This is a genomic window from Nocardia arthritidis, from assembly GCF_011801145.1.
Classification (GTDB): Bacteria; Actinomycetota; Actinomycetes; order Mycobacteriales; family Mycobacteriaceae; genus Nocardia; species Nocardia arthritidis_A.
Genome location: NZ_CP046172.1, coordinates 5,806,198 through 5,827,072, shown reverse-complemented (window position 1 = coordinate 5,827,072; position 20,875 = coordinate 5,806,198). Strand labels below are relative to the sequence as shown.

At 68.0% G+C, this 20,875-nt stretch carries 22 protein-coding genes; 11 read left to right on the top strand and 11 right to left on the bottom strand.

From position 1 onward, the window contains the following. Positions 1-40: 40 nt before the first annotated feature. A complete protein-coding gene (locus F5544_RS26175) occupies positions 41-445 on the top strand; it encodes a VOC family protein (protein WP_167475643.1) in 405 nt (134 codons plus the stop codon). Here the strand turns inward: F5544_RS26175 and F5544_RS26170 are convergent. Beyond that, on the bottom strand, positions 442-1,620 hold the full coding sequence (locus tag F5544_RS26170) for a serine hydrolase domain-containing protein (protein WP_167475642.1): 1,179 nt from the start codon (positions 1,618-1,620) through the stop codon (positions 442-444). The genes F5544_RS26175 and F5544_RS26170 overlap by 4 nt on opposite strands. Before the next feature lie 122 nt (positions 1,621-1,742). Here F5544_RS26170 and F5544_RS26165 point away from each other — a divergent pair, with 122 nt between their 5' ends. Genes F5544_RS26165 through F5544_RS26155 form a run of 3 tightly spaced genes read left to right on the top strand, consistent with a single transcriptional unit; the run spans position 1,743 to position 4,065 of the window. After that, complete coding sequence (locus tag F5544_RS26165; protein ID WP_167475641.1) at positions 1,743-2,150, top strand: YciI family protein; 408 nt, start codon at positions 1,743-1,745, stop codon at positions 2,148-2,150. A gap of 9 nt (positions 2,151-2,159) precedes the next feature. Further along, positions 2,160-3,374 (top strand): RNA polymerase sigma factor, encoded by a 1,215-nt coding sequence (locus tag F5544_RS26160; RefSeq protein WP_167475640.1) that lies wholly within the window; start codon positions 2,160-2,162, stop codon positions 3,372-3,374. A 46-nt stretch (positions 3,375-3,420) separates the two neighbouring features. Continuing rightward, the gene (locus F5544_RS26155) at positions 3,421-4,065 is read left to right on the top strand and encodes a pentapeptide repeat-containing protein (protein ID WP_167475639.1); all 645 of its coding nucleotides are present in this window, start codon (positions 3,421-3,423) and stop codon (positions 4,063-4,065) included. A gap of 63 nt (positions 4,066-4,128) precedes the next feature. On the opposite strand, the gene F5544_RS26150 is transcribed toward F5544_RS26155, so the two are convergent. Genes F5544_RS26150 through F5544_RS26110 form a run of 9 tightly spaced genes read right to left on the bottom strand, consistent with a single transcriptional unit; the run spans position 4,129 to position 12,584 of the window. Next, on the bottom strand, positions 4,129-4,650 hold the full coding sequence (locus F5544_RS26150) for a hypothetical protein (RefSeq protein ID WP_238846669.1): 522 nt from the start codon (positions 4,648-4,650) through the stop codon (positions 4,129-4,131). 11 nt (positions 4,651-4,661) lie between these two features. Continuing rightward, a complete protein-coding gene (locus F5544_RS26145) occupies positions 4,662-5,633 on the bottom strand; it encodes an MlaD family protein (RefSeq protein WP_167475638.1) in 972 nt (323 codons plus the stop codon). Beyond that, on the bottom strand, positions 5,630-6,664 hold the full coding sequence (locus F5544_RS26140) for an MlaD family protein (RefSeq protein WP_167475637.1): 1,035 nt from the start codon (positions 6,662-6,664) through the stop codon (positions 5,630-5,632). The genes F5544_RS26145 and F5544_RS26140 overlap by 4 nt, the downstream gene beginning before the upstream one ends. Then, complete coding sequence (locus F5544_RS26135) at positions 6,661-7,755, bottom strand: MlaD family protein (RefSeq protein ID WP_167475636.1); 1,095 nt, start codon at positions 7,753-7,755, stop codon at positions 6,661-6,663. Before F5544_RS26135 ends, F5544_RS26140 begins: the two co-directional genes overlap by 4 nt. After that, a complete protein-coding gene (locus F5544_RS26130; protein WP_167475635.1) occupies positions 7,755-8,792 on the bottom strand; it encodes an MlaD family protein in 1,038 nt (345 codons plus the stop codon). The genes F5544_RS26135 and F5544_RS26130 overlap by 1 nt, the downstream gene beginning before the upstream one ends. After that, positions 8,780-9,802, bottom strand: coding sequence for an MCE family protein (locus F5544_RS26125; RefSeq protein WP_342760383.1), 1,023 nt, complete (start codon positions 9,800-9,802; stop codon positions 8,780-8,782). Before F5544_RS26125 ends, F5544_RS26130 begins: the two co-directional genes overlap by 13 nt. Beyond that, complete coding sequence (locus F5544_RS26120) at positions 9,799-10,839, bottom strand: MlaD family protein (protein WP_167475634.1); 1,041 nt, start codon at positions 10,837-10,839, stop codon at positions 9,799-9,801. The genes F5544_RS26125 and F5544_RS26120 overlap by 4 nt, the downstream gene beginning before the upstream one ends. Before the next feature lie 6 nt (positions 10,840-10,845). Beyond that, positions 10,846-11,712, bottom strand: coding sequence for an MlaE family ABC transporter permease (locus F5544_RS26115; RefSeq protein WP_167475633.1), 867 nt, complete (start codon positions 11,710-11,712; stop codon positions 10,846-10,848). Continuing rightward, positions 11,712-12,584, bottom strand: coding sequence for an ABC transporter permease (locus F5544_RS26110; protein ID WP_238846668.1), 873 nt, complete (start codon positions 12,582-12,584; stop codon positions 11,712-11,714). Before F5544_RS26110 ends, F5544_RS26115 begins: the two co-directional genes overlap by 1 nt. A gap of 304 nt (positions 12,585-12,888) precedes the next feature. Here F5544_RS26110 and F5544_RS26105 point away from each other — a divergent pair, with 304 nt between their 5' ends. The 3 genes from F5544_RS26105 (at position 12,889) to F5544_RS26095 (ending at position 15,372) form a co-directional block, all read left to right on the top strand. Next, the gene (locus F5544_RS26105) at positions 12,889-13,524 is read left to right on the top strand and encodes a TetR/AcrR family transcriptional regulator (protein ID WP_167475632.1); all 636 of its coding nucleotides are present in this window, start codon (positions 12,889-12,891) and stop codon (positions 13,522-13,524) included. After that, entirely contained in the window at positions 13,508-14,179 is a 672-nt protein-coding gene (locus F5544_RS26100) for a TetR/AcrR family transcriptional regulator (protein ID WP_167475631.1), read from the top strand. Before F5544_RS26105 ends, F5544_RS26100 begins: the two co-directional genes overlap by 17 nt. A 152-nt stretch (positions 14,180-14,331) precedes the next feature. Then, positions 14,332-15,372 carry an AraC family transcriptional regulator gene (locus tag F5544_RS26095; protein ID WP_167475630.1) on the top strand — a complete coding sequence of 347 codons (1,041 nt, stop codon included), beginning with the start codon at positions 14,332-14,334 and terminating at the stop codon, positions 15,370-15,372. 2 nt (positions 15,373-15,374) lie between these two features. On the opposite strand, the gene F5544_RS26090 is transcribed toward F5544_RS26095, so the two are convergent. Further along, on the bottom strand, positions 15,375-16,628 hold the full coding sequence (locus F5544_RS26090) for an FAD-dependent monooxygenase (RefSeq protein WP_167475629.1): 1,254 nt from the start codon (positions 16,626-16,628) through the stop codon (positions 15,375-15,377). Positions 16,629-17,321: 693 nt separating this feature from the next. On the opposite strand from F5544_RS26090, the gene F5544_RS26085 reads away from it, so the two are divergent. From F5544_RS26085 to F5544_RS26070, 4 genes are all read left to right on the top strand, one after another. Further along, complete coding sequence (locus F5544_RS26085) at positions 17,322-17,648, top strand: hypothetical protein (RefSeq protein WP_167475628.1); 327 nt, start codon at positions 17,322-17,324, stop codon at positions 17,646-17,648. Beyond that, positions 17,626-18,162, top strand: a complete 537-nt coding sequence (locus F5544_RS26080; RefSeq protein WP_167475627.1) for a DUF6879 family protein — start codon at positions 17,626-17,628, stop codon at positions 18,160-18,162. The genes F5544_RS26085 and F5544_RS26080 overlap by 23 nt, the downstream gene beginning before the upstream one ends. Continuing rightward, the gene (locus F5544_RS26075) at positions 18,150-19,016 is read left to right on the top strand and encodes a helix-turn-helix domain-containing protein (RefSeq protein WP_167475626.1); all 867 of its coding nucleotides are present in this window, start codon (positions 18,150-18,152) and stop codon (positions 19,014-19,016) included. The genes F5544_RS26080 and F5544_RS26075 overlap by 13 nt, the downstream gene beginning before the upstream one ends. 225 nt (positions 19,017-19,241) lie before the next feature. After that, complete coding sequence (locus tag F5544_RS26070; protein WP_167475625.1) at positions 19,242-20,798, top strand: MFS transporter; 1,557 nt, start codon at positions 19,242-19,244, stop codon at positions 20,796-20,798. Positions 20,799-20,875 lie beyond the last annotated feature (77 nt).

Here is a 20,875-nt window from a genome sequence, read left to right as displayed (position 1 = left end):
CCCTGCCGGATCAGAGTTTCCGGTGAGTAGGGTCGTGATCATGGGTTTCACAGTGGAGCGGCTCGATCATCTCGTTCTCAACTGCGCCGATGTCGCGGCCACCGCGGACTGGTACGCGCGGGTGCTCGGGATGCGGGTGGAGAAATTCGGGCCGAAGGGGCGCACGGCGTTGAGTTTCGGGAATCAGAAGATCAACCTGCGCCCGCTCGGCGCGCTCGCCGACGACCCGGACTGGGTGACCGGCGCCACCGAGGCCGCCGGATCCGAGGATCTGTGCTTCATCACCGAGGCGTCGCCGCAGGAGGTGCGAGATCATCTGCGCGCGTGCGGGATCGAGATCACCAACGGACCGGTGACCAAGATCGGCGCGCTCGGCGAGATGACCTCGCACTACTGCCGCGACCTGGACGGCAATCTGGTCGAGATCGCCGTCTATCCCCGCTAGTTCAGCGAATCCAGAACGGCCGCAACGAGATTGCTTGCCCGGAAGTCCGGTGCGCCTTCCAGGATGTAATTGGTGACGTAACCGAATGCGATGCCACGGTCCGGATCGGCGAAGGCCAGTGAGCCGCCGCGGCCCGGATGTCCGAATGCGGACGGGCCGCTCAGCGGGATGGTCTCGGTGGGCAGCATGTAGCCGGTGGCGTAGCGGTCCTCGAACATCATCACCCGGTCGATGCCCGCGGCCTGCTCGCGAGTCGCGGCCGCGAGGGTTTCGGGGGTGAACAGCCGGACGCCGTCGACCTCGCCGATCAGCGCGGCGTAGAGGCGGGCCAGCCCGCGCGCGGTGCCGATACCGTTGCTCGCGGGCATTTCCACGGCGTGCACCTCGGGTGAATCGAAATCGATCTCGGCCGGATCGGTCACCTGGAAAGCCCTGTTGGCCAACGATTCCGGGTCGCGCAGCGCGGCGATGAGCGGGGCCATCGCGGGCGGGATCAGCTCGTCGGGGATAGCGTTCGGATCGACCTTCGGCCCGAACACCAGCCTGCTCACCCGCCGCCGCTCGGATTCGGGCAGCCCGATGAAGAATTCGACGCCCAGCGGGCCCGCGATCTCCTCGGCGAGGATGCGGCCGACCGTGCGCCCGGTGGCCCGCCGGATCACCTCGCCGACCAGCCAGCCGAAGGTGCGCCCGTGGTAGCCGTGCGCCGTGCCCGGCGTCCAGTTCGGCGCCTGCGCGGCGAGCGCGTCGGCCATCGGCTGCCAGGCCAGCGCGTCGGCCAGCGGCACCGGCCGGTCCAGCGCGGCGAGCCCCGCCTGATGGGTCAGCAGCCAGCGCACCGGAATGTCGGCCTTGCCCGCGGCCGCGAATTCCGGCCAATACTTGGCGACCGGTGCGTCCAAGTCGATTTCGCCGCGCTGGGCGAGCAGATGAGCGACCGTGCTCGTGACGCCCTTGGTCGCCGAATACACCAGTTGCAGCGTGTCGCGCTCCCAGGCGCGGCCGGCGCCGGGATCGGCCTGACCGCCCCAGAGATCGACCACCGGCTGGCCGTCGCGATAGACCGCGACGGCCGCGCCGACCTCGTCGGTTTCGGCGAAGTTGGCCGCGAATACCGCACGCACCCGCTCGAATCCGGTGGCGACCTCGCCGTCGATATGTACTTCTGAACCCATGGGTTCAACATTACATACGGTCTGGTTCCGGGTTTTTCGCCGTCGGGTGTCCGAAAATGGTCGGTGGTTCCGACGTCGCTATCGAGCGGCCACCAAGGCCGCGCGGGAACGGAGGAGTTGAGATGAAATACATGATCCTGAGCTACGCCTCGCAGCGGGATTACGACGCGATGACCGGCGGCGGCGAATCGGGTTGGTCCCCGGAGGAATTCGCGGGCATGGTCGCGTTCATGACCGAGTTCAACAGGGCGCTGGCGGAATCCGGCGAGCTAGTGGAGACCCGCGGGCTTGCCGCGCCGGTGCACACTCGGCGGGTGGGCAGCAAGGACGGCAAGCCGTTCGTCACCGACGGACCGTACGCGGAAACCCAGGAGGTGCTGGCCGGGTACTGGATCGTCGAATGCGAAAGCTTCAACCGCGCAATCGAGATCGCAGCACGGTTCAGCGAATGCCCCGCGCCCCAACATATTCGGGACCGCGCATACGCCGACGTGCGGCCGCTACAAGACTCCGCGCCCGAATTCGACTGAGCCGCACCGATGCTAGACCGGGAGGCGACGGACCTGCTGCGCCGCTCCGCGCCGCGGGTTCTCGCCGCCCTGATGCGGCGCTACGGGCATTTCGACACCGCCGAGGACGCGGTGCAGGAGGCGCTGCTCGCTGCGGCGACACAGTGGCCCGCACAAGGGATTCCGGATGATCCCGGCGCCTGGCTGATCGCGGTGGCCGCACGCAGGCTCACCGATATGCTGCGTGCCGACCAGGCGCGCAGGCGGCGCGAGGAGACGGTGGCGCGCTGGACCCTGCCGGAGGATCGGCGCACCGCACCGGCCGATTCCGACGACACGCTGATGCTGCTGTTTCTGTGCTGCCATCCCGCGTTGACGCCGCCCGCACAGGTTGCGCTGACGCTGCGCGCCGTCGGTGGCCTGACCACCGCCGAAATCGCCCGCGCCTTCCTGATATCCGAGGGGACGATGGGCAAACGCATCGCCCGCGCCAAGCGGACGATACGGGACAGCGGCGCGGGTTTCGCACCCGTCGCGGCGGCGGGGCGGTTGGCCGCCGTCCTGCACACGCTGTACCTGATCTTCACCGAGGGATATGCCGCGACGGCGGGGGAGCGGCTGTACCGCATCGAATTATCCAGTGAAGCAATACGTTTGACGCGGATGCTGCATCGGTTGCTGCCCGCCGACGGCGAGGTCGCCGGGCTGCTCGCGCTGATGCTGCTCACCGACGCACGTAGACCGGCGCGTACCGGTCCCGGTGACGAGCTGATCCCGATGGAAGCGCAGGATCGGCGAAAATGGTTGGGGGAGTTGATCGCCGAGGGTGTCGAGCTCATCACCGCCGCGTTGCCGTCCGGGGCGCCCGGCCCGTACCAGTTGCAGGCGGCGATCGCGGCGCTGCACGATGAGGCGCCCAGTTACGGCGAAACCGATTGGCCGCAGATCGTGCTGCTGTACCGGCGGCTGATGGCGCTGGTGGACAATCCGGTGGTCGCGTTGAATCACGCGGTGGCCGTGGCGATGGCCGCCGGACCGGAGGCCGGGTTGCGGCTCGTCACCGAACTCGAGGCGGATCCGCGGATCGCGGGCGATCACCGGTTGTTCGCGGTGCGGGCGCATCTGCTGGAGACGGCGGGTGACATCGCGGCCGCGCGCACCGCCTACCTCGATGCGGCGCAGCGGGCGACGAGCGTGCCGCAGCAACGCTACCTGCGCGGACGGGCGGCGCGGCTCGATCCCTAGCTGCTCGGCTACTGTCGAGACGACAGCCCTACCGGAGAGGACGCCCATGCCGCACCAGCTCGCAGATCTGCCGTACGCGCGTCATCTCGCGCCGTTCGACGGGGATCTCGAGCCCGAGGGCGACTACGAGTGCGTGCACGTCGACGGGCGCACCCTCGAGGATCTCGCCGCGGGCAATGCGCGCTTCACCCAGTGCGCGTTCACCGGCCTGGTCGTCGGCCGCGGTTCGCTGCGCTTCGCCCGGTTCGCCGATGTGTGGCTGCGTGAGGTCCGCTGGATCGGTACCGACGTATCCGACACCGCGTGGCAGGACGCCGAGATGATCGACGGCGCGCTGTCCGGTGTGGATGCGGGCGGTACGAATCTGCGCCGCATCCGCTTCGAGGGCTGCAAATTCGATTCGGTGAACTTCCGCAAATCCGTGCTGCGCGATGTCACCTTCGTCGATTGTGTATTGCGCCACACGGACTTCGGCGACGCCAAACTCACCAACGTCACCTTTCCCGGCACCGCCCTCGACGACATCTCCTTCGCCAAAGCCCAACTCGCCAAGGTCGACCTGCGCGGCGCCACCGCCCTCGGCGTCACCGACGGCCTCGACGCCCTCCGCGGCGCCACCATCAACCACACCCAACTACTGGACCTGGCACCGGTCTTCGCCCGCCACCTCGGCCTCGTCGTCAAGGACTGAGGCGGGTTGCCGCCGCCGGAGTTCTTGTACCACAACAATTTCGGAATCGGTCAGACTCGACGCTCACTTGAGCGGGAACGGTTTGTCGTTGCCCGCTTCGGTGACCTGCCAACCGGAATTCTTGTCGACGGTGACCGAGTAGTCGACGGTGGCCAGTGCGCCCTGGGGGTTTTGGATGTTGGTGGAGTTGATGGTGAGGAAGACGTCGACGGTGTAGGCGCCGTTGGTGACGGAAAGCACTTTGGCGGCTATGGGTTTCGCGGTGGAGACCCATTTGAGGGGGGTGAGCAGCTCGCGCAGGGCCGGTGCGGTCGCGTCGAAGCGGGTGGAAAGGGTTGGGGCGGCGTTGGTTTTGAGGCGGCCGACCCAGGTGTCGAGGTTGTTGAAGTCGATGGTGGAGGCGCCGACGGCGTAGTCGGTGGCGACCTTCTCGGCGTGCCGGGTGTCGGCGGCCGCGGCGTCGTGGTCCGCGAGGTCGCCGCGCGCACCCGCCACCAGCACCGACAGCACGGCGACCGCCGCGATCAACAGCGAGATCACCGCCGCGGCAACGAGGCTCGATACCCTGACCGAAATGTCGCGCATGGTTCCTCCGGTCATTTGACGGTGAGCTGCAGCCGCAGCGCGCCGTCGGGGCTGGTGGCGTGCAGCGCTTGCGAGATGAGCGCGCTGAGATCGATCTGCCCCGCGACGCCGGTGGCGAGGTGGACGAACGGTTCGAACAGCGGCAGCAGGGTTTTCGCGTCCGGGCCCAGTACGTTGATCTTCGCGGCGATCTGATTGATCAGCGGTACCAGGCCGATCACCTCGGGCGTGTCGGTCAGGAAGGCGTCGGGTGCGTCACCGGCCCGGATGACCCGCGCGATATCGTCGGCGACATCGGTCACCCTGGGCCCGAATTCGGCCCACGGCCCGGACGCCTTCGTCAATTCCGGTCCGGCCCACCACATGTCGTCGGCGCGCGTCTGCAGGTCGACCAGCAGCTGGCGGATCACGGCCGTGCGGCTGAGCAGGGTGGCCGCCAGCAGGTCGGTGGATCTGGACAGGTCGGGAATCACCGACCGGGTGCCCGCGAACGCCTGGGTGAAATTGTCGATGATGGCGCCGACCAGCTTCGGATCCACCTGCGCCAGCATCTTGGTCGCGGTGCGCGCCACCTCGGGTAGGGAGACGGGCGCGATTACGGTCCGCGCGTCCACCTGCTGGCCGTCCCTCAGGTACGGGCCGGCATCGGTGCTCGGCATGAACTCCAGATAGGGTTCGCCCAAACCCGAAAGGCTTTCGATCCGGGCGGTGCTGGTGGCCGGTATCCGGTAGTCGGCGGCATACCGGAAGGCGACCCGCACCCGCGGGCCGGTGTGCTCCACCGAGGTCACCTGACCGATCTGGATCCCCTGCAGCAGCACCTTCGAACGCGGCAGCAGCCCACCGGAATCCGGCACCACCATGGTGGCGGTGTTGTCGTGCTGGAACCAACGCACCTGCACCACACCGAAAGTCAGATACGAGCTGCCGACCACCAGGATGGCGGCGATGGCGGCGAGCGAGGCGACCGAGGACGTTTTCACCGGACGACTCCGATCATGCGCAGCACGTTGATGATTCCGCTCACCTGCTGGTCGGCGCCCGCCCCGCCGACATCCTGAACCCCGGTGACGTTGATCTTCGGCCCGCGCTCGGCGAACGGAATGATCTTCTCCCGCAACAGGGTGACGACCCGGTTCAGATTCGACGGCGCGTCGAGGTTCAGCGGGTGATCGGCGAGCAGGATCGGCACCAGCGCCCGCGCCGCCGCGTCGGCCCGTTCCAGCAGCGGGCCCAGCCAGGCGACGGCATGCCCGATCACGCCGAGGCCACCCACCACGCCGAGGGTGAGCACCAGCGAATTGGCATCCGCCGGAATCTCCACCGCGCCACGGGGACTGAGCAGCGTGCCCAGCTCGACCGGATTGTCCAGCACCGCCTTCAGATCCTCTTTGATCGCCTGCAGGAAGCGGTCGGCGGCATCCGTATTGGCGGAAACGTCGATCGCGTCCTTGCCGAGGACGTCGAAAACGTGTGCGGTGTCGGCGGGTTGCGCGGGCAGCGTGGCATTGACCCGGTTGATGATGTTCTGCGCCTGCTGCACCGCGCCGCCGCCGATGAAGGTGGACAGGCCGGCGAGCAGATCCTCAACCTGTAGCGCGGGTTTGGTCTGCGTCAGCGGGATGACGCCGCCCGGTGCGATCGTCTTGGCGGAACCTGTTGTGGGCGTTGTCAATCCGATGAAGATATCGCCGAGGATGGTGTTCTGGCGCAGCTGTACGGTGGTGGTGTCGGGCAGCCGGACCGAGGCGGAGATGTCGACGACGGCATCCACCCGGCCGGGCGCGCCCGCCGTCGGATCGATGACGCGCACCGTGCGCAGGGTGCCGACCTGCGCCCCGTTGGCCACCACCTTGGCCTTCGCGGGCAGGTTGAGCGCGTTCGCGAGTTCGATGTGCACCTGGTAGGTGGGCCCGGCGACCTCCGCGCCGGGCACCGGGACGCTGGACGGATCGAAGGAGCAGGCGGTAACCAACAAACCCGCCGAAACAGCCACGGTGACAGTCTTTTTCATCGCGCACCCACCATGCCGAGCACCATCGGGATCAGACCGGCCGGCGACATCGCGTCCGCACCCGCGCACCGGCCCGGCGCCACCGCATCGATGGCGGCGCAGACCTGATCCGCTTGATCGCGCGGGACGGCGACCTTCGGCGCCGCATAGGTGATCCTGGGCCAGCCGGTGACCGGATCGATAACGCTCTGGAACGAATCCACCAGCGGCGGCAGCATATTCACCAAATCCTGCAGGGTGCCGACATGCGCGGCCAGCAGCCGCAGACCCGGCACCGCGCCGTCCAGCGCGCCCAGCAGCGGCCTGCCGTATTCGCGGGCCAGCCGGTTGAGCCACGGCATGATCACCAGCAGCGAATCGATCCACTTCACCGTGGTGTCCCAGAGCTCGTTGATGAATCCGAGCGCGGTATTCAACAGCGTCACAACGGTTTTGATGGACTCCCAATTGACCGCCATGCTGTTGCCGATGGCGGAGACCGAATCGATCAGCGCGCCGATATTGTCGATCGCGGCATCGGGTTTACGCAGCGCGTTCGCCAGATCCCGCACCAGCGCGTTGAATTTCGGCCCGGTCCCGGCGGTGGCGGATTGCAGCGCGGCGACGCTGTCACGGATGCGGGTCTGTTCGGCCGGGTTGTCGCCGCCGCCGAGCTGCGCGGCCAGATCCGAGAAGCCCTGCAGGGTTTCGCTGATGCTCTTCGGGGTGAAAGTTTTGGTCAGGCAGCGGCTGGCCACCCAAGGGGCGCCGCCGGATTCGCCGAGCACGGCGAGATTGCGGTCGGCGACCAGGGTGTCCGACACCGTTGTCGCGGAGGGGTCGCCGCGCAGCGGGTGCGCGGCGTCGACGGTGAAATCGACACGGACGGAACGTCCCTCGGCGCGGATCGCGGTGACCGAGCCGACGGTGACCCCGAGCATGGTGACATGGTTGCCCGGGTAGAGGCCCACCGCGTCGGGCATCAGCGCGCAATAGGCCAGCTTCGGCTTCACCGGGTCGTACACCACCAGGTACCCGGCGACGGCGACCACGGCCGACAGCACCGCGCCCACCACCGTCACGAAACCCGGCGACGCCAGCACGCGTTTCATCAGCACCCCCGTCCCGGCACCGGAATACAAACGTTCAACGCCGATTGATCAACCGTCACACCGTCTTTCCCGGCCGTCGCGGCGACCAACCGATCGCGCAGCTCCTTCCACTGCGGCAGCGCGATATCCAGTTGGGCGCCGAGCTCTTCGAGCTGCGGCAGGGTTTCGCGGAGCTTCTCGGCCAGCGGTTCGAGCACCTCGCGGGAGGTGGGTTCCAGCGCCGCGATCCGAGACAGCAGCTGTGCGGTCACATTCAGCGCCACCGTGATCTCCGCGCGCTTGTTCAGCCCCTCGATCTCCAACATGCCGGTCTGCCGGACGAATTGACCGATGAGGCCCTTGCTGTCCTCGACGGTGCCGAGGAATTCCCGCGCCACCGTCAGCGCCTGGGATACCTCGGCGTTCTGGTGGTTGAGGATATCGACGAACGACTGCATCGCGCGGCCGACCCGGCGCAGCGCGTCCGGGCTGTTGTCGATCGAATCCTGAAGTGCCGCCAGATTTTTCCGCAGCGTGTCACCGTCGACCTGAGCCACCGGCGCGGCCGCGTCCTGCAGGGTGCGCACCAGGCTGTACGGCAGCTTCACTCGATCGGGCGGAATTATCTTGCTGCCCAACGGCTTCGAACCGGCCGGCAGTACCGCGAGGTAGTGGCCGCCGATCGCGGTGAGCATCCGGACCTCCAGCGTGGTCGCGTCGCCGATGGATACGTTGCTCTTGACGGTGAACCGTGTCCGCACCCGGTCCGGCCGCAGATCGAGCGCGGTGACCGAGCCGACCGTGATCCCGGCGATCCGCACCTGGTCGCCCACCTTCAGCGACTGGGCCTCCGGCAGGTCGGCGGTGTAGGTGGATTTGCCCAGCGGCAGTACATAGATCGCGGCCGTGACCAGCAGCACCACCGCGACGAAGCAGGCGCCGAGCAGGCCGAGCCGGAACTCGCGGCGATTCTTCACCGCCTCGTGCCGGTCGATATACCCGTCGGCGTCGAGCAGCCGATCGAATAGTAGATTCCACAGTCGGATCAGCCGTTGCATATCGCGATCCTCTGTCCGGCGACCAATACCGAAAGTACCTGCGGCAGTTTGGCGTTACCCTTCGAACAGGTGAGGTTCACCTCGGTGGCGGCCGCACCGGCCGGTGGCAGCAGCGAGCTGAGCGCCTGCAGCAGGCCGGGTAGCCTGCCGAGCACGTCCATGGCCGCCTGCGGATCCGGGAAGAGCAGCCGGATATCGCGCATCAGATCCGGATTGGTCTGTTCGGTGAAGCCGAGCGCGTCGAGCAGGCTGTTGAGCGGGCCCAGCGCCGAGGGCGCGACCGCCGCGAAGTCGAGCAGGCCGTCCAGCTTGGCCCGGAACGCGGTGAACACGTCGGCGATGCCGCGCAGCAGCACCTTCAGATTGGGCGACTTGCCGCCGATCTGCGCCGAGATATCGCTGAGGTTGGCCACGAGCGCGGTGATCACCGCCTGGCGGTCGGTGGCGTAGCGGCTGAGCTTGTCGATGGCGTCGAGCGCCGGGCCGATGCCCGAACCGTTGCCCTGGATCACCGCGAGGATGCTCTCGGTGAACTGATTCAGTGCGGCGGGGGAGAATTGGGCGATCACCGGCTGTAAACCGTTGAACAGCTGAGTGATATCGAACGACGGTATCGTCTTGGCCTCGGCGATATGCGCGCCGCCGCCGAGCCGCGCTGTCGGCTGGGCGGGTTGCTGGATGTCGAGATATCGCTGGCCCGTGAGGGTTTGGTACCGGATGGCGAGCACGCTGGCGTCGTAGACGGGCCGGTCCCGCTGCACGGTGAACGTCACCCGCGCCGTGGCGCCGACGAGGTCGATCGCGCTGACCTTGCCCACTTGAACCCCGAACATGCGCACGTCGTCACCGGTTTTCAGGCCGCTGGCATCGGTGAAATCGGCGCTGAAGCTGTCGGTGCTGCCGCCGATCGGCCGGGTGATGGCCTGCACGATCACCACCAGCAGCACGAGCATCGCGATCGCGAATATGCCGAACCTGACCAGCACCGCGCCGATGGACAGCCTGGTCATCGGCCACCGCCCAGTGCGTCGAAACCGCTCTGGCCCAGCAGCGGTACGCCGAGACCCGGGATGCCGCGCAGCGCCACCGTGACGTTCAGCGCCGGACCGTCCGGACCGTTGGCGAACATGCGGTCGAGACGATCGATCAATTCCTTGACGTCCGTGCGTGATCGGCCGGGTGTCGGCACCGTCGCGGCGATCGCGCCGACGAGCGGCGTGAAAAGCTCGGCGTAGCCCTGCAAATGGGTGTGCGCCACGTCGCCGACGTGACCGAAAGCCGGGAATCCGCCGTCGACGACCATATTGATGGTCGCGTCGTAGCGCGGCCGGTCGTCCTTCAGTACCTCGATATTCAGCACCGAGTTGAACAGTTTGAAGGTGGCCGAGACGAAGTCGCCGAGCCCACCGAAGAACGACGAGTACTGGTCGAGCAGGTACGGCGACGGAAAGCGTTGGGTATCCGCGATATTGCGGCTGAGCATCACGATGGCCTGGAGCAGCGGAGTGAATGCCTGCAGATCGCTGTTGAAACGGGTGATCAGGTCGGTGAGCTTGGTGGTGAGCACATCGGTGGTGGTACCGGCCAACGTGCGCAGCAGGTTGCCCATCGTCACATCGTTGACCCGGCCCGCCAGATCGATGACGCTGTTGTCGCGCAGCGCCGCGCCGCCCTCGGCGCGGCGCAGGGTGAGCGCGCTGATCCCGAACAGGTTCTCCGGTGCGTAGTCGACGGTGAAAGCGTCGGTGAGCGAGGCGGTTTCGCGGCGATCCAGATCCAGCGTGATCAGCTGACGGCCCTGGGCGACGGGTTGGATATCGGTGATCTGGCCGACCGTGACCCCGTCCATGCGCACCTTGGTGCCGGAGACGATGCCCTCACCGATCTGCTCGGTGCGCAACTGGACGTGCAGGTGGGTGTCGCCGGGCCCGCCGGTGTGCACCCGCGCACCGACCACCGCGACGACGGCCACCACGACGACGAACGCGCCGAGCGCGCGAGACCCGTTGCGGCCCATGGACACACCGGGCATTCCGTAGATCGGCACGGCTGCTCACCCCGGGAACTCGATGGCGGAATTGATGCCCCACAGCAGGATCGAGAGCACCATGTCGAGGGCGATGATCGCGACGAAACTGGCCCGCACCGCCCGGCCCGACGCGATGCCGACCCCCTCGGGTCCGCCCGCGGCGAAGAAGCCGTAGTAGCAGTGGATCAGGATGACGGTGACACCGAACACCAGGATCTTGATCACCGCGGCCAAAACGTCGTAGCCGCTGGTGAATTGGAAGAAGTAGTGATCGTAGACGCCGCCCGCCTGGCCGTGCAGCAGCACGATGACGACCGAACAGGACAGGTAGCTGAGGATGAGCGCGATGAGGAAGGTCGGCACGATGGCGACCGCGCCGGCGATCACCCTGGTGGTCACCACGAACGGGACCGAGCGCAGGCCGAGCGATTCGATGGCGTCGATTTCCTCGGAGATGCGCATGGAACCGATCTCGGCGGTCATCCGGCAGCCCGCCTGCGCGGCGAAGCCGACCGCGGCCGCGATCGGCGCCAGCTCACGGGTATTCGCGAACGCCGATACGACGCCGGTGACCGGGCCGAGGCCGAGCAGATCCAGTGCGGCGAAGGACTGGATGCCGACGCCGGCGCCCATCGCGATGCCGAGCACCACCAGCATCGGCACGGTGCCGCCGCCGACGATCACCGAGCCGCGGCCCCAGGTCATATCGGTGATGGTGCGCATGGTCTGGGCGCGATACCGCCTGAGCGTCAACGGGATCGCCCACAGCGCCTGCCAGACGAAGCCGAGCATGAAGCCGGTGTGCTCGAGCGGCGCGAGCAGCCGGCCGGGTTGGCGCGCAAGCGAATACGCCCAGCCGAGGCCTTTGGGATGGTAAGGCGTCGCGACCATCACGCCACCCGCAGCGGCAGGAACATCGCGACCACCTGGGTGATCACCAGATTCACCAGAATGATTCCGGCCACCGAGACCACCACCGCGGCATTGACCCCGTCGGCGACGCCGCGCGGGCCGCCCTTGGCCTCCAGCCCGCGCTGGCAGGCGACGATCACCACGAGGAAGCCGAACAGCATCGCCTTGGCCAGCGAGATCCACACATCGGCCAGCACCGCGAAGGATCCGAAAGTGGCCCAGTAACTTCCGGGCGTCACATTCTGCGCGCTGATCGCCACCGCGTAGCCGGAGACGATGCCGACGAAGATGATCAGGATGTTCAGCAGCGGCGCGACCACCATCATCGCAGCCACCCGGGGGATCACCAGCCGGTGCACCGGGCTGATGCCCATGGTGCGCAGCGCGTCGATCTCTTCGCGCACGGTGCGCGCGCCGAGATCGGCGGCGATCGCGGAAGCGCCTGCGCCGCCGAGCAATAGGCCGGTGGCGATCGGCGCGCCCTGCTGGATGACGCCGAGCCCGCCCGCCGCGCCGATCATCGAATCCGCGCCGAGCTGATGGATCAGATTGCCGACCTGCACCGAGACGACCACCCCGAACGGCACCGCCATGAGCACCGCCGGTATCGCGGTCACCGTCACGAGATACCACGCCTGGCGCAGCATTTCGTGCCATTGGAAGCGCAGGCCGAGCAGATCGGTCACGGTGCCGCGGACGGATTCCGCGGCCAGGTCGACGGCGCGGCCGAAGGTGCGGACGGCGGCGACCGCGGTATCGGTGAAATTGCGCCGGATGATGCGGAGGGCGGATTCGTCCGGCGGCTCCGGCGCGGCGATCATCCGGGCCGATGCCGTATTCGCACTCGTCATGAAGCCTCCCTCAACCCCTTTGCGAAGGATCCGGAAAGGGGTTCTCCCGCAACGTGATCCGAGACATCACGGCAGAGCCGTCGCGCCCCGGCAAGGGATCGGCGAGGATGTGACGCTGCTCACCGACGTCGGCCAAAAGTAGCACCCGTCACACCAGAAAACAACGTCGTAAATTTCGTGTGAAAACGCCGCTGAAGTCGTAAAATTCGGCCGGCGCCGCCTGTCGGTTACCCAGGGCTGGCGAGGGGCGAAAGCCGGATTCGATGCGTAGACTGTCCGATTCGGGCATCAACGACGATGATCGATGCGGAGCACGAGGGAGGTGACGGTGTCGAACCGGCGCGACCACATCCTCGACGCGGCCCGTGATCTCATCGTCCGCGACGGCTATCCCAACGCCAGCATGCACGCCATCGCCAGGGCGGCCGGGACCACCAGGCCCGCGCTGTACGCCGAATTCGCCGACCGCGACGAACTTTTCGCCGCCCTGCTGGACCGCGAGGAGGAGCGGGCGCTCATGATGGCCGCGGCCTCGGTGCCCGAGGTGCCGCCGGGCGCGGATCTGGCCGAGGTGGCCGCCGATTCGGCGGACATCTTTTTGGACATCGTGCTCGCCGCACCCGAGACGTGGCGGTTCGTGCTGCTGCCCGGCGAGGGCATGCCGCCCGAAGCCCATCAGCGAGTGCGCCAGGGCCGCAACATAATTCGAGAACGCACCGAAGCGCTGCTCGGGCTCATGGCGGCGCTGCGCGGTCAGGAGATCGACGCCGAACTGGTCGGGCACACCGTGATCGCGATCAGCGAGGCGGTGGCGAGAATGGTTCTGGCCGAGGACGGGCCCGCCCGCCGCGATGCCGTCGCCGCGACCATGCGCTGGCTGGCCCGCCGGGCGGTGGCCGCCGCCGCGACCGGAAAGGTGGACCGTGCCGAAAGCCGATAGCGGACCCGCGCAACCATCCGACGAGCCAACCCGTCCGCGCCGCCGCTACGCCAAACGGCTGCAACCCGCCGACCGCCGCGAACAACTGCTCGACGCGGCGCTGCGCATCATCACCACCGGCGGCTTCGCCGAGGTCACCATCGCCGCGGTCGCCGAGCGCGGCGGGGTGACCAGGCCGGTGGTGTACGACTCGTTCGGCAATCGCGACGAGTTGCTGCGCGAGCTCATCGACCGGGAGACGGCCCGACTGCGCGACGCGGTGGTGCACGCGCTCGACGACGAGAGCACCGAGCCGGGCGCCGATCCGCACGAGGCGATCGCGATCGCGCTGGCCCGCTTCCTCACCGCGGTGCGCGGTATGCCCGACACCTGGCGGCTGGTGTATTTCCCGATCGACGGGGTGCCGCCGCCGCTGCGCGAACGGATCAGGAAGGCGCGCGACGAACTGCGAATCCCGTTGCGGCGCTTGGTCGGCGAATGGCTGGCCGATCGGCCCGCGGGGGAGGGCGCCGAAGAGGTCGACCTCGATGTGCTGGTGGAGGTGGTGCAGGCCGGGGTGCACACCGTGACCCGGCTCGCCCTGGACCGCCCCGAACAGTTCGGCGTGCCGCGGCTGCTCACGGTGCTGGATCTGCTGCTGCACGAGGCGCAGTGACCGTCGGCACGCGGCTACCGGCAAACCTGTCGCCGGAGCGCGCGTCGCGGCGGTGTGTTTATGTGCCGTCACAGATATTTGTAATTCCGCCCATATCCGGTGGTTCGCATTGATACATTGCGCCAATTACCGGCTCATCGAGGGTGCGAAGTATGTTCGACTGGGATTTTCCGCTCGGCGCGTCCAGCGTACGGGTGCTGGTGCGACTGGCCGAGGAACGCGGGATACGTCCCGAACAAGCTCTGGCCGGAACGGCTCTCACGCCGCGTTCGGTGACCGATCCCAATGTGGACGTCTCCGCGCGACAGGAGTTGCGGGTGGTCCGCAACCTGCTGGCGCGCTGTGGCGACGAACCCGGCCTCGGTGTCGAAGCCGGTGCGCGCCACCATATTTCGCTGTACGGGCCGTGGGGGTTGGCGCTGCTCAGCAGTCGCACCCTGCGCGAGGTGATCGATGTCGCGCAGCGCTACCTCGAATTGGCCTTCGTATTCGGGCGATTGACGCTCGAGGAGGATGCGGACGAGGTGCGGCTGGTTTTCGACGGCCCCGATATCCCGGAGGATCTGCGCCCGTTCCTCACCGAACGGGTGCTGGCCGGGCTTCCCGCCATCGGTCGCGAGCTGTATTCGGTCGCCCTGCCGTTACATCGGGTGACCTTCCGGCACGCCGCACCGGCCGACACCGCGCGCTATCGCGAGATGTTCGGTGTGGAACCGGTTTTCGGCGCGTCCGCGAATATCGTCGCCGTGGATCGGCGTGATCTGGACCAGCCGCTGCCGCAGGCGGGCGACTGGGCGAGGCAGACCTGTGAACAACTGTGCCGCGATCTGCTCGCCCAGCGGCGGGCCCGCGGCGGGGTGGCCGGATCGGTGCGAGATCTGTTGGTGCGCAGGCCCGGTGAGATCCCGGATCAGGCGGCCGTCGCCGCGGGGCTGTACATGAGCCCACGCACCCTGTCCCGGCGGTTGAACGAGGAGGGCACCTCGTTCCGTGCGCTGCTGGACGAGGTGCGCCAGATGCTGTCGGAGGAGTTGCTGACGCATACCCATATGACCACCGAACAGGTCGCGGGCCGCCTCGGCTACGCGGAGGCGGCCTCGTTCATCCGGGCGTTCCGGCGGTGGAAAGGGTGTCCGCCGCAGGAGTTCCGCGCCCGCAACGGGTTCGCGCGCCGCCAGCCCGCACTGGTCTGAGCTCAGGCAGCCGGCTCGGTGCGGCCGGAGTAGTCCGGCAGCGGGAACTCGTCCGCCTCGTCGCCGAGCAGCTTGCTCAGCCGCGACCGCAGCGGCGCAAGCGATCTCGCGGTGATCACCCGGAATATGGCCAAGGTCAGCGCGATTCCGGCCCTGCTGCGCGGATGACGCAGGCGCACCCGGGTTTCCAGCCCCTTCTGGATCGCCGTGACCATCGGACGCAGCAGTTCCTCGTACCGGCCGAACGCGCGGGCGTGATCGTCCGGGGTGGTCGCGATCTCACCGGCCAGCAGATAGGCGCCGATGATCGCCAGCGCGGTGCCCATCCCGGTGACCGGCGAACCGCAGAACGCCGCATCGCCGAGCAGCACCACCCGGCCCCGCGACCAGCTCGGCAGCCGGACCCTGGCCAGCTCGTCGAAATAGAAATCGGGCGCGTCGTCCATCGCGGCCAGCACCTCCGGAATCATCCAGCCGCCACCGGTCAGCCGCTCCCGGATCAGTTGTCGCTGCGCGGCCGCGTCACCGCGCAGGCCGGATACCAGCGGCTGCCCGACCGAGATGATCGCCATCGAGGTCGCCGGATTGGTGTCCGGCCGCAGCGCGAATACGCTGCCGGGCACGATATGCACACCGACCCAACCGGTTTCGAGATCCAGGCCGGATGGCGTCGGGACGGTGAAGAACGAGATGTAGCCGCCGAGGTTCTCGACGATGCTCTCGTCCGGCCCGAAAACCTGTTCGCGCAGCGCCGAATGCAGTCCGTCGGCCCCGATCACCAGATCGAACCGCTCGACCGCACCGGAGGCGAAGGTCACCTCGACACCGTCGGCGTCCTCGCGCACCCGCTCGGCCCATTCGCCGTAGCGGTAGTCGACGGTGCCGGAACTTGCCGGCAGCGCGTCGATTTCGTCGAGCAGCACCTGGTTGAGGTCGCCCCTGGTGATTTCGATATCGGCGATGATCCCGCGCCCGTCGAACATCTCGACCGGCATCCGGACCAGCTTGCGGCCGCGCGCGTCGACGAAGGCCATGCCGCGCTCGTCGAGCTGACGCTTCCTGATACCCGGCATCAGCCCCATCCGCTCGGCGACCCGGCGGCTCGGCCCGCGCAGATCGACCGCCTGGCCGCCGGGCCGCGGCGCGGATGCGCGCTCGACGACGGTGGTCGCGATGCCCGCGCGGGCCAGCTGCAGTGCCACCGCGTTCCCCGCGATACCACCGCCGCAGACCAGAATGCTCTTCGAATTCGACATGGCCGACCTCCCCTGCTTGTGCTCCGGCCCCAAGTCTGGCGAATCGGTGCGGTCATCGACAAACGAGTTCCACATGGCCGACGGTTTCGCCCGCCGCGCACCGTAAACTTTTGTCCGAGTTGTCGTTTCGAAGCTAAGAAGTTGCTGTTCGGCCGAATGTGGCGTCGGCGGCCCGGATTCGCGCCGCCGACGCCACGCATTACCTCAGTTCCAATGAATGCGAAGCAGCGTGGCCGCCCTGACCCCCGCCGCGGTGATGACCCAACCCGCCGGGCGGGTCGGGCGCACATAGCGAAGTGCCAACAACGAGGGCAGGCAGGCCCGAATCTGTCTACCCGACTTGCCGGTTCGTGCCGAGATATCCGCGACGCTGCGTGGGGTGCCGTCTACCAGACACCGAAGTACCGCACGTTGATTCGGGCCGAGGCGGTAAACGCTTGCGACGGCCCGCACCCGCTCTCCACTCACTGAACCCGCACATCCCTTCGCACTGCCAACTCCCTTCCGCTCGCGGCGCACCGCGACGGCCCCGTTGCCATGAAGTTGCGGACGCCACGGGGCGACGCTACGACCGCCGTGGCCGCGCAGCCATCGAAGTGCGCGAAAGTGCACGCACTCTTGCTGCTCTACGCCGTATACGGCGACCATTGGACGAACCCATTGCACTCGCACGCGACACAAGGGGGCTTCAGCATGAAGATTCGACTTCTCGGCGGGCCGTCCGGCAGTCAGGGATCGCCACGGCTGTACGCCACCGACCGCGACACCTTCGCCGTCCAGGGATGGAAGACCGGACGGGTGGACCGCATCGAGATCCCGCACAAACTGATCGCGTACGCCGAGCCGGGCACCTGCCTCGCCGGACTCTCCGACACCGGGCACGGCACCTTCCTGCTGACCGGTATCCCGTTCACCGACGCGGAAGCGTTGGCGGCCATGGCGATTCCGAGTCACGAGGCCGTGCTCGAGCTACCGGTGGGAAGGGAAGTGATACCGGATGAGGCGGATCCTCGCCGGTGAACCGTTCGACCAGCTGATCGACGAAGCACAGCACAGGGCATTTCATTTGGAAACCAACGACGACTATCTCGCGGCAGGCGAGGCGGATTCGCTGCGGGCCTGGCTCGCCGACCCGAGCGGGGATCCGGGCGGCGACTGGTTCGAGCCGTGGGCCCGCCAGGTGCGGGCCACCGTCGCCCGCAACGTGGTGGTGCAGCGAGCCCGCATCGTCAGCGAACCGCACACTGCGTACACGAAATACCTGCTCGCCCTTGCCGAACACAATGTGGCCGCCGGTGAGGACGTGCGCTATCTACCGCGCACCGAGGCCGATCCGGCCGACGCGGCCGCGGAGGATTTCTGGATGCTCGACGATTCCACCGTCGCCTACAGCCTTTTCGACGCCGCCGGGTACTGGGTCGGCGCGGCGGCCACCCGCGATCCGGTGCTCGTCGCCGCCGCGGCCGAAATTCGCGACCGGGTGTGGGCGGCGGCGATTCCATTCGGGGACTACGCATTCCGATGGCGGGCGTAACGGCGGCCGACCAGGCCAGGCAGGTTCTCGGCGCCCGGCTGCGCGAACTCCGCAAGGACGCGCGGCTCGACGGCAGGCGATTCAGCACCGCCGCGGGCTGGCACTGGTCCAAGACGAGCCGCATCGAACACGGTAAGCAGGCGCCGAGCGAGGACGATGTCGCCATCTGGTGCCGGGTCTGCGACGCCGAGCTCGCGCTGCCCGATCTCATTGCGGCACTGCGGAATGTGGAGGCGCAGTGGGCGGAGTGGAAGCGGGTCGCGGCCACCGGCCACGCGCGCAGGCAGCGGCGCGCAATCGAACTGGAGAGCAGAACCCGGCTGCGGCGCACCTATACGGTGGTGCTGGTGCCCGGACTGCTGCAAACCGAGGCGTACGCGAGAGCTGTTCTGTCGCAATGTATCCGGTTCCTCGGCACGCACGACGACCTGGCCGACGCGGTGGCCGCGCGGCTGGAGCGCCAGCAGGTGCTGCGGCGCGGCAATCACCGGATCGCCACGCTGGTACACGAATCCGCGCTGCATACCGTGGTCGGTGATGCCGGGGTGATGACCGAACAGCTGCATCGGCTGCTCGAAACCGCATTCGACAATCCGCGGCTGATCTTCGGCGTCGTGCCGTTCGATTCCGAATTCATCTATACCACAACATCATTCGACATGTTCGATCAGCGGATGGCGATGGTGGAGACGATCAGCGCCGAGCTGACCGTCACCCGCCCTTCGGAGCTGCGATACTACGAACAGGCCTGGGCCGCACTGCACCGGCAGGCCCGCTACGGCGATCAGGCCAAGGAGCTGATCAGGTCCGCGCTGCCGCGTTGGACCGACGACCGAATCCGCCCGCCCGGCTGAAAGGCCCTGTGTCGAAGTCCCATCCGGCGCCTCCGCGGCCCAGCTCGCCGCCTGGCCGCGTTGTCGTCGTCGCCGATACAACCCCGGTATCGGCTCCTCCTCCGCCTTGCCAGGCGACGAGCTGGACCGCGGATGCATCCGGCCGGACTTCGACACAGGGCCTTGGGCGCGCGGACACAACCGGCCCTACCACGCATTTCGGTTTGAAGCTGCAAGGATGCTGGCGTGACATTCACTGCGCCCAACGCGTCCGGAGAGCCGACAGTGGGTCGGCGTGCGGCGGTGCTGGCGATCTGCTGCACCGCCGTGGTGATGGCCAATCTCGATACCACCGCGGTGAATGTCGCACTACCCGCGATCCGCCGTGACCTGGGCGCATCCGTCGCCGGCGCGCAGTGGGTCGCCGCGGGCTACACGCTGGTGCTGGCCTGCCTGCTGACCTTCTCGGGGGCGCTCGCCGATCGGATCGGCAGGCGCACCGTCTTCCAGTTGGGCACCGTGATATTCGCTGTCGGATCGCTGGCCTGTGGTCTCGCGCCGTCGCTCGGCTGGCTCATCACCTTCCGTATCGCGCAGGCCGTCGGCGGTTCGATGCTGAATCCGGTGGCCATGGCGATCATCACCGCGGTGTTCACCGAGCCGCGGGCCCGGGTGCGCGCCATCGGCGTCTGGGGTGCGTCGATCGGCGTCAGCATGGCCGCTGGTCCGGTGGTCGGCGGGTTGCTGGTGGACGCCGTCGGCTGGGGCGCCGTATTCCTCATCAATGTGCCGATCGCGGCGGTGGCCGTGGTGGCGACGAGCTTCCTTGTGCCGCAGTCGAAATCGGAGCTGCCGCGAGTGCTGGACCCGATCGGGCAGCTGCTGCTGACCGGGACGCTCGGCCTGCTGGTGTTCGCGATCATCGAAGGGCCGCACCGGGGTTGGCGTTCGGCGGTGACCGTGGGCTGCCTGCTCGGCGCGGCGGCCTGTCTGACGGTATTGCTCCGATACGAGCCGCGGCACCGCGATCCGCTGATCGATCCGCGCGCCTTCCGATCGGTGTTGTTCAGCGGCGCGTTCGTGATCGCGGCGCTGGCGTACGCCGCGCTCGGCGGGTTCCTGTTCCTGAATACCTTTTATCTCCAAGAGATCCGGGGCGACACCGCGCTGCGTGCCGGGCTGTCGCTGCTGCCGATGGCGGCGGCCATGTTCGTCTTCGGGCCGCTGTCGGGGCGATTGGTCGCCGAGCGCGGCGCTCGTATCGCGCTGACCGCGGGCGCGAGCGCGGCCACCGGCGCCGCGGTGCTGCTGGGTTTCACCTTCGACACCAGTGTTCGGGCGGCGCTGCTCGCCGGGTACGCGGTCTTCGGCGCGGGCATCGGGTTGATCAATACGCCGATCACGGCGACCGCGGTGGCCGGGCTGCCCATCGAACAGGCCGGTGTCGCGGCGAGTTTGGCCACCACCTCGCGTCAGCTCGGGCAGACCATCGGGGTCGCGGTGATCGGCTCGATCATCGGCGGCCACCCCGACGCGCTGCGGTCGGCCGCCGACTTCCACGCGCCCGCGGCGGCGAGCTGGCACACCATCGCGGTGCTGACCGTCGCCGCGCTCATCGTGACCCGCATCGCCACCGGACCCGCCGCGCGGCGGACGCTTTCGCTGCCGGTCGGCCCGCGCGGTCCCCGCCCGAATGTGCCGCCGCCGGTCTCGCGGCCCATGCATTTCGCGCCTGCCCTGGCCGTTCGCGTCACCGATCCCGGCGTGCGTTCCGACGTCGGTGTGCTGGTCGCGGCGCGATGACGGCGGTATGTCGCGGCGCGCCAGGCCGATCGGCGGGTTGCCTCGAGATCACCGGACCGTAAATTTTCCGCCCCGGG

Coding starts and splice junctions, on each gene's coding strand:
- F5544_RS26125 (WP_342760383.1), bottom strand. CDS start 9,802: ATGACCAGGCTGTCCATCGGCGCGGTGCTGGTCAGGTTCGGCATATTC.
- F5544_RS26130 (WP_167475635.1), bottom strand. CDS start 8,792: ATGCAACGGCTGATCCGACTGTGGAATCTACTATTCGATCGGCTGCTC.
- F5544_RS26080 (WP_167475627.1), top strand. CDS start 17,626: ATGAGGCGGATCCTCGCCGGTGAACCGTTCGACCAGCTGATCGACGAA.
- F5544_RS26075 (WP_167475626.1), top strand. CDS start 18,150: ATGGCGGGCGTAACGGCGGCCGACCAGGCCAGGCAGGTTCTCGGCGCC.
- F5544_RS26115 (WP_167475633.1), bottom strand. CDS start 11,712: ATGGTCGCGACGCCTTACCATCCCAAAGGCCTCGGCTGGGCGTATTCG.
- F5544_RS26170 (WP_167475642.1), bottom strand. CDS start 1,620: ATGGGTTCAGAAGTACATATCGACGGCGAGGTCGCCACCGGATTCGAG.
- F5544_RS26110 (WP_238846668.1), bottom strand. CDS start 12,584: ATGACGAGTGCGAATACGGCATCGGCCCGGATGATCGCCGCGCCGGAG.
- F5544_RS26105 (WP_167475632.1), top strand. CDS start 12,889: ATGCGGAGCACGAGGGAGGTGACGGTGTCGAACCGGCGCGACCACATC.
- F5544_RS26175 (WP_167475643.1), top strand. CDS start 41: ATGGGTTTCACAGTGGAGCGGCTCGATCATCTCGTTCTCAACTGCGCC.
- F5544_RS26160 (WP_167475640.1), top strand. CDS start 2,160: ATGCTAGACCGGGAGGCGACGGACCTGCTGCGCCGCTCCGCGCCGCGG.
- F5544_RS26135 (WP_167475636.1), bottom strand. CDS start 7,755: ATGAAACGCGTGCTGGCGTCGCCGGGTTTCGTGACGGTGGTGGGCGCG.
- F5544_RS26140 (WP_167475637.1), bottom strand. CDS start 6,664: ATGAAAAAGACTGTCACCGTGGCTGTTTCGGCGGGTTTGTTGGTTACC.
- F5544_RS26150 (WP_238846669.1), bottom strand. CDS start 4,650: ATGCGCGACATTTCGGTCAGGGTATCGAGCCTCGTTGCCGCGGCGGTG.
- F5544_RS26165 (WP_167475641.1), top strand. CDS start 1,743: ATGAAATACATGATCCTGAGCTACGCCTCGCAGCGGGATTACGACGCG.
- F5544_RS26090 (WP_167475629.1), bottom strand. CDS start 16,628: ATGTCGAATTCGAAGAGCATTCTGGTCTGCGGCGGTGGTATCGCGGGG.
- F5544_RS26085 (WP_167475628.1), top strand. CDS start 17,322: ATGAAGATTCGACTTCTCGGCGGGCCGTCCGGCAGTCAGGGATCGCCA.
- F5544_RS26155 (WP_167475639.1), top strand. CDS start 3,421: ATGCCGCACCAGCTCGCAGATCTGCCGTACGCGCGTCATCTCGCGCCG.
- F5544_RS26095 (WP_167475630.1), top strand. CDS start 14,332: ATGTTCGACTGGGATTTTCCGCTCGGCGCGTCCAGCGTACGGGTGCTG.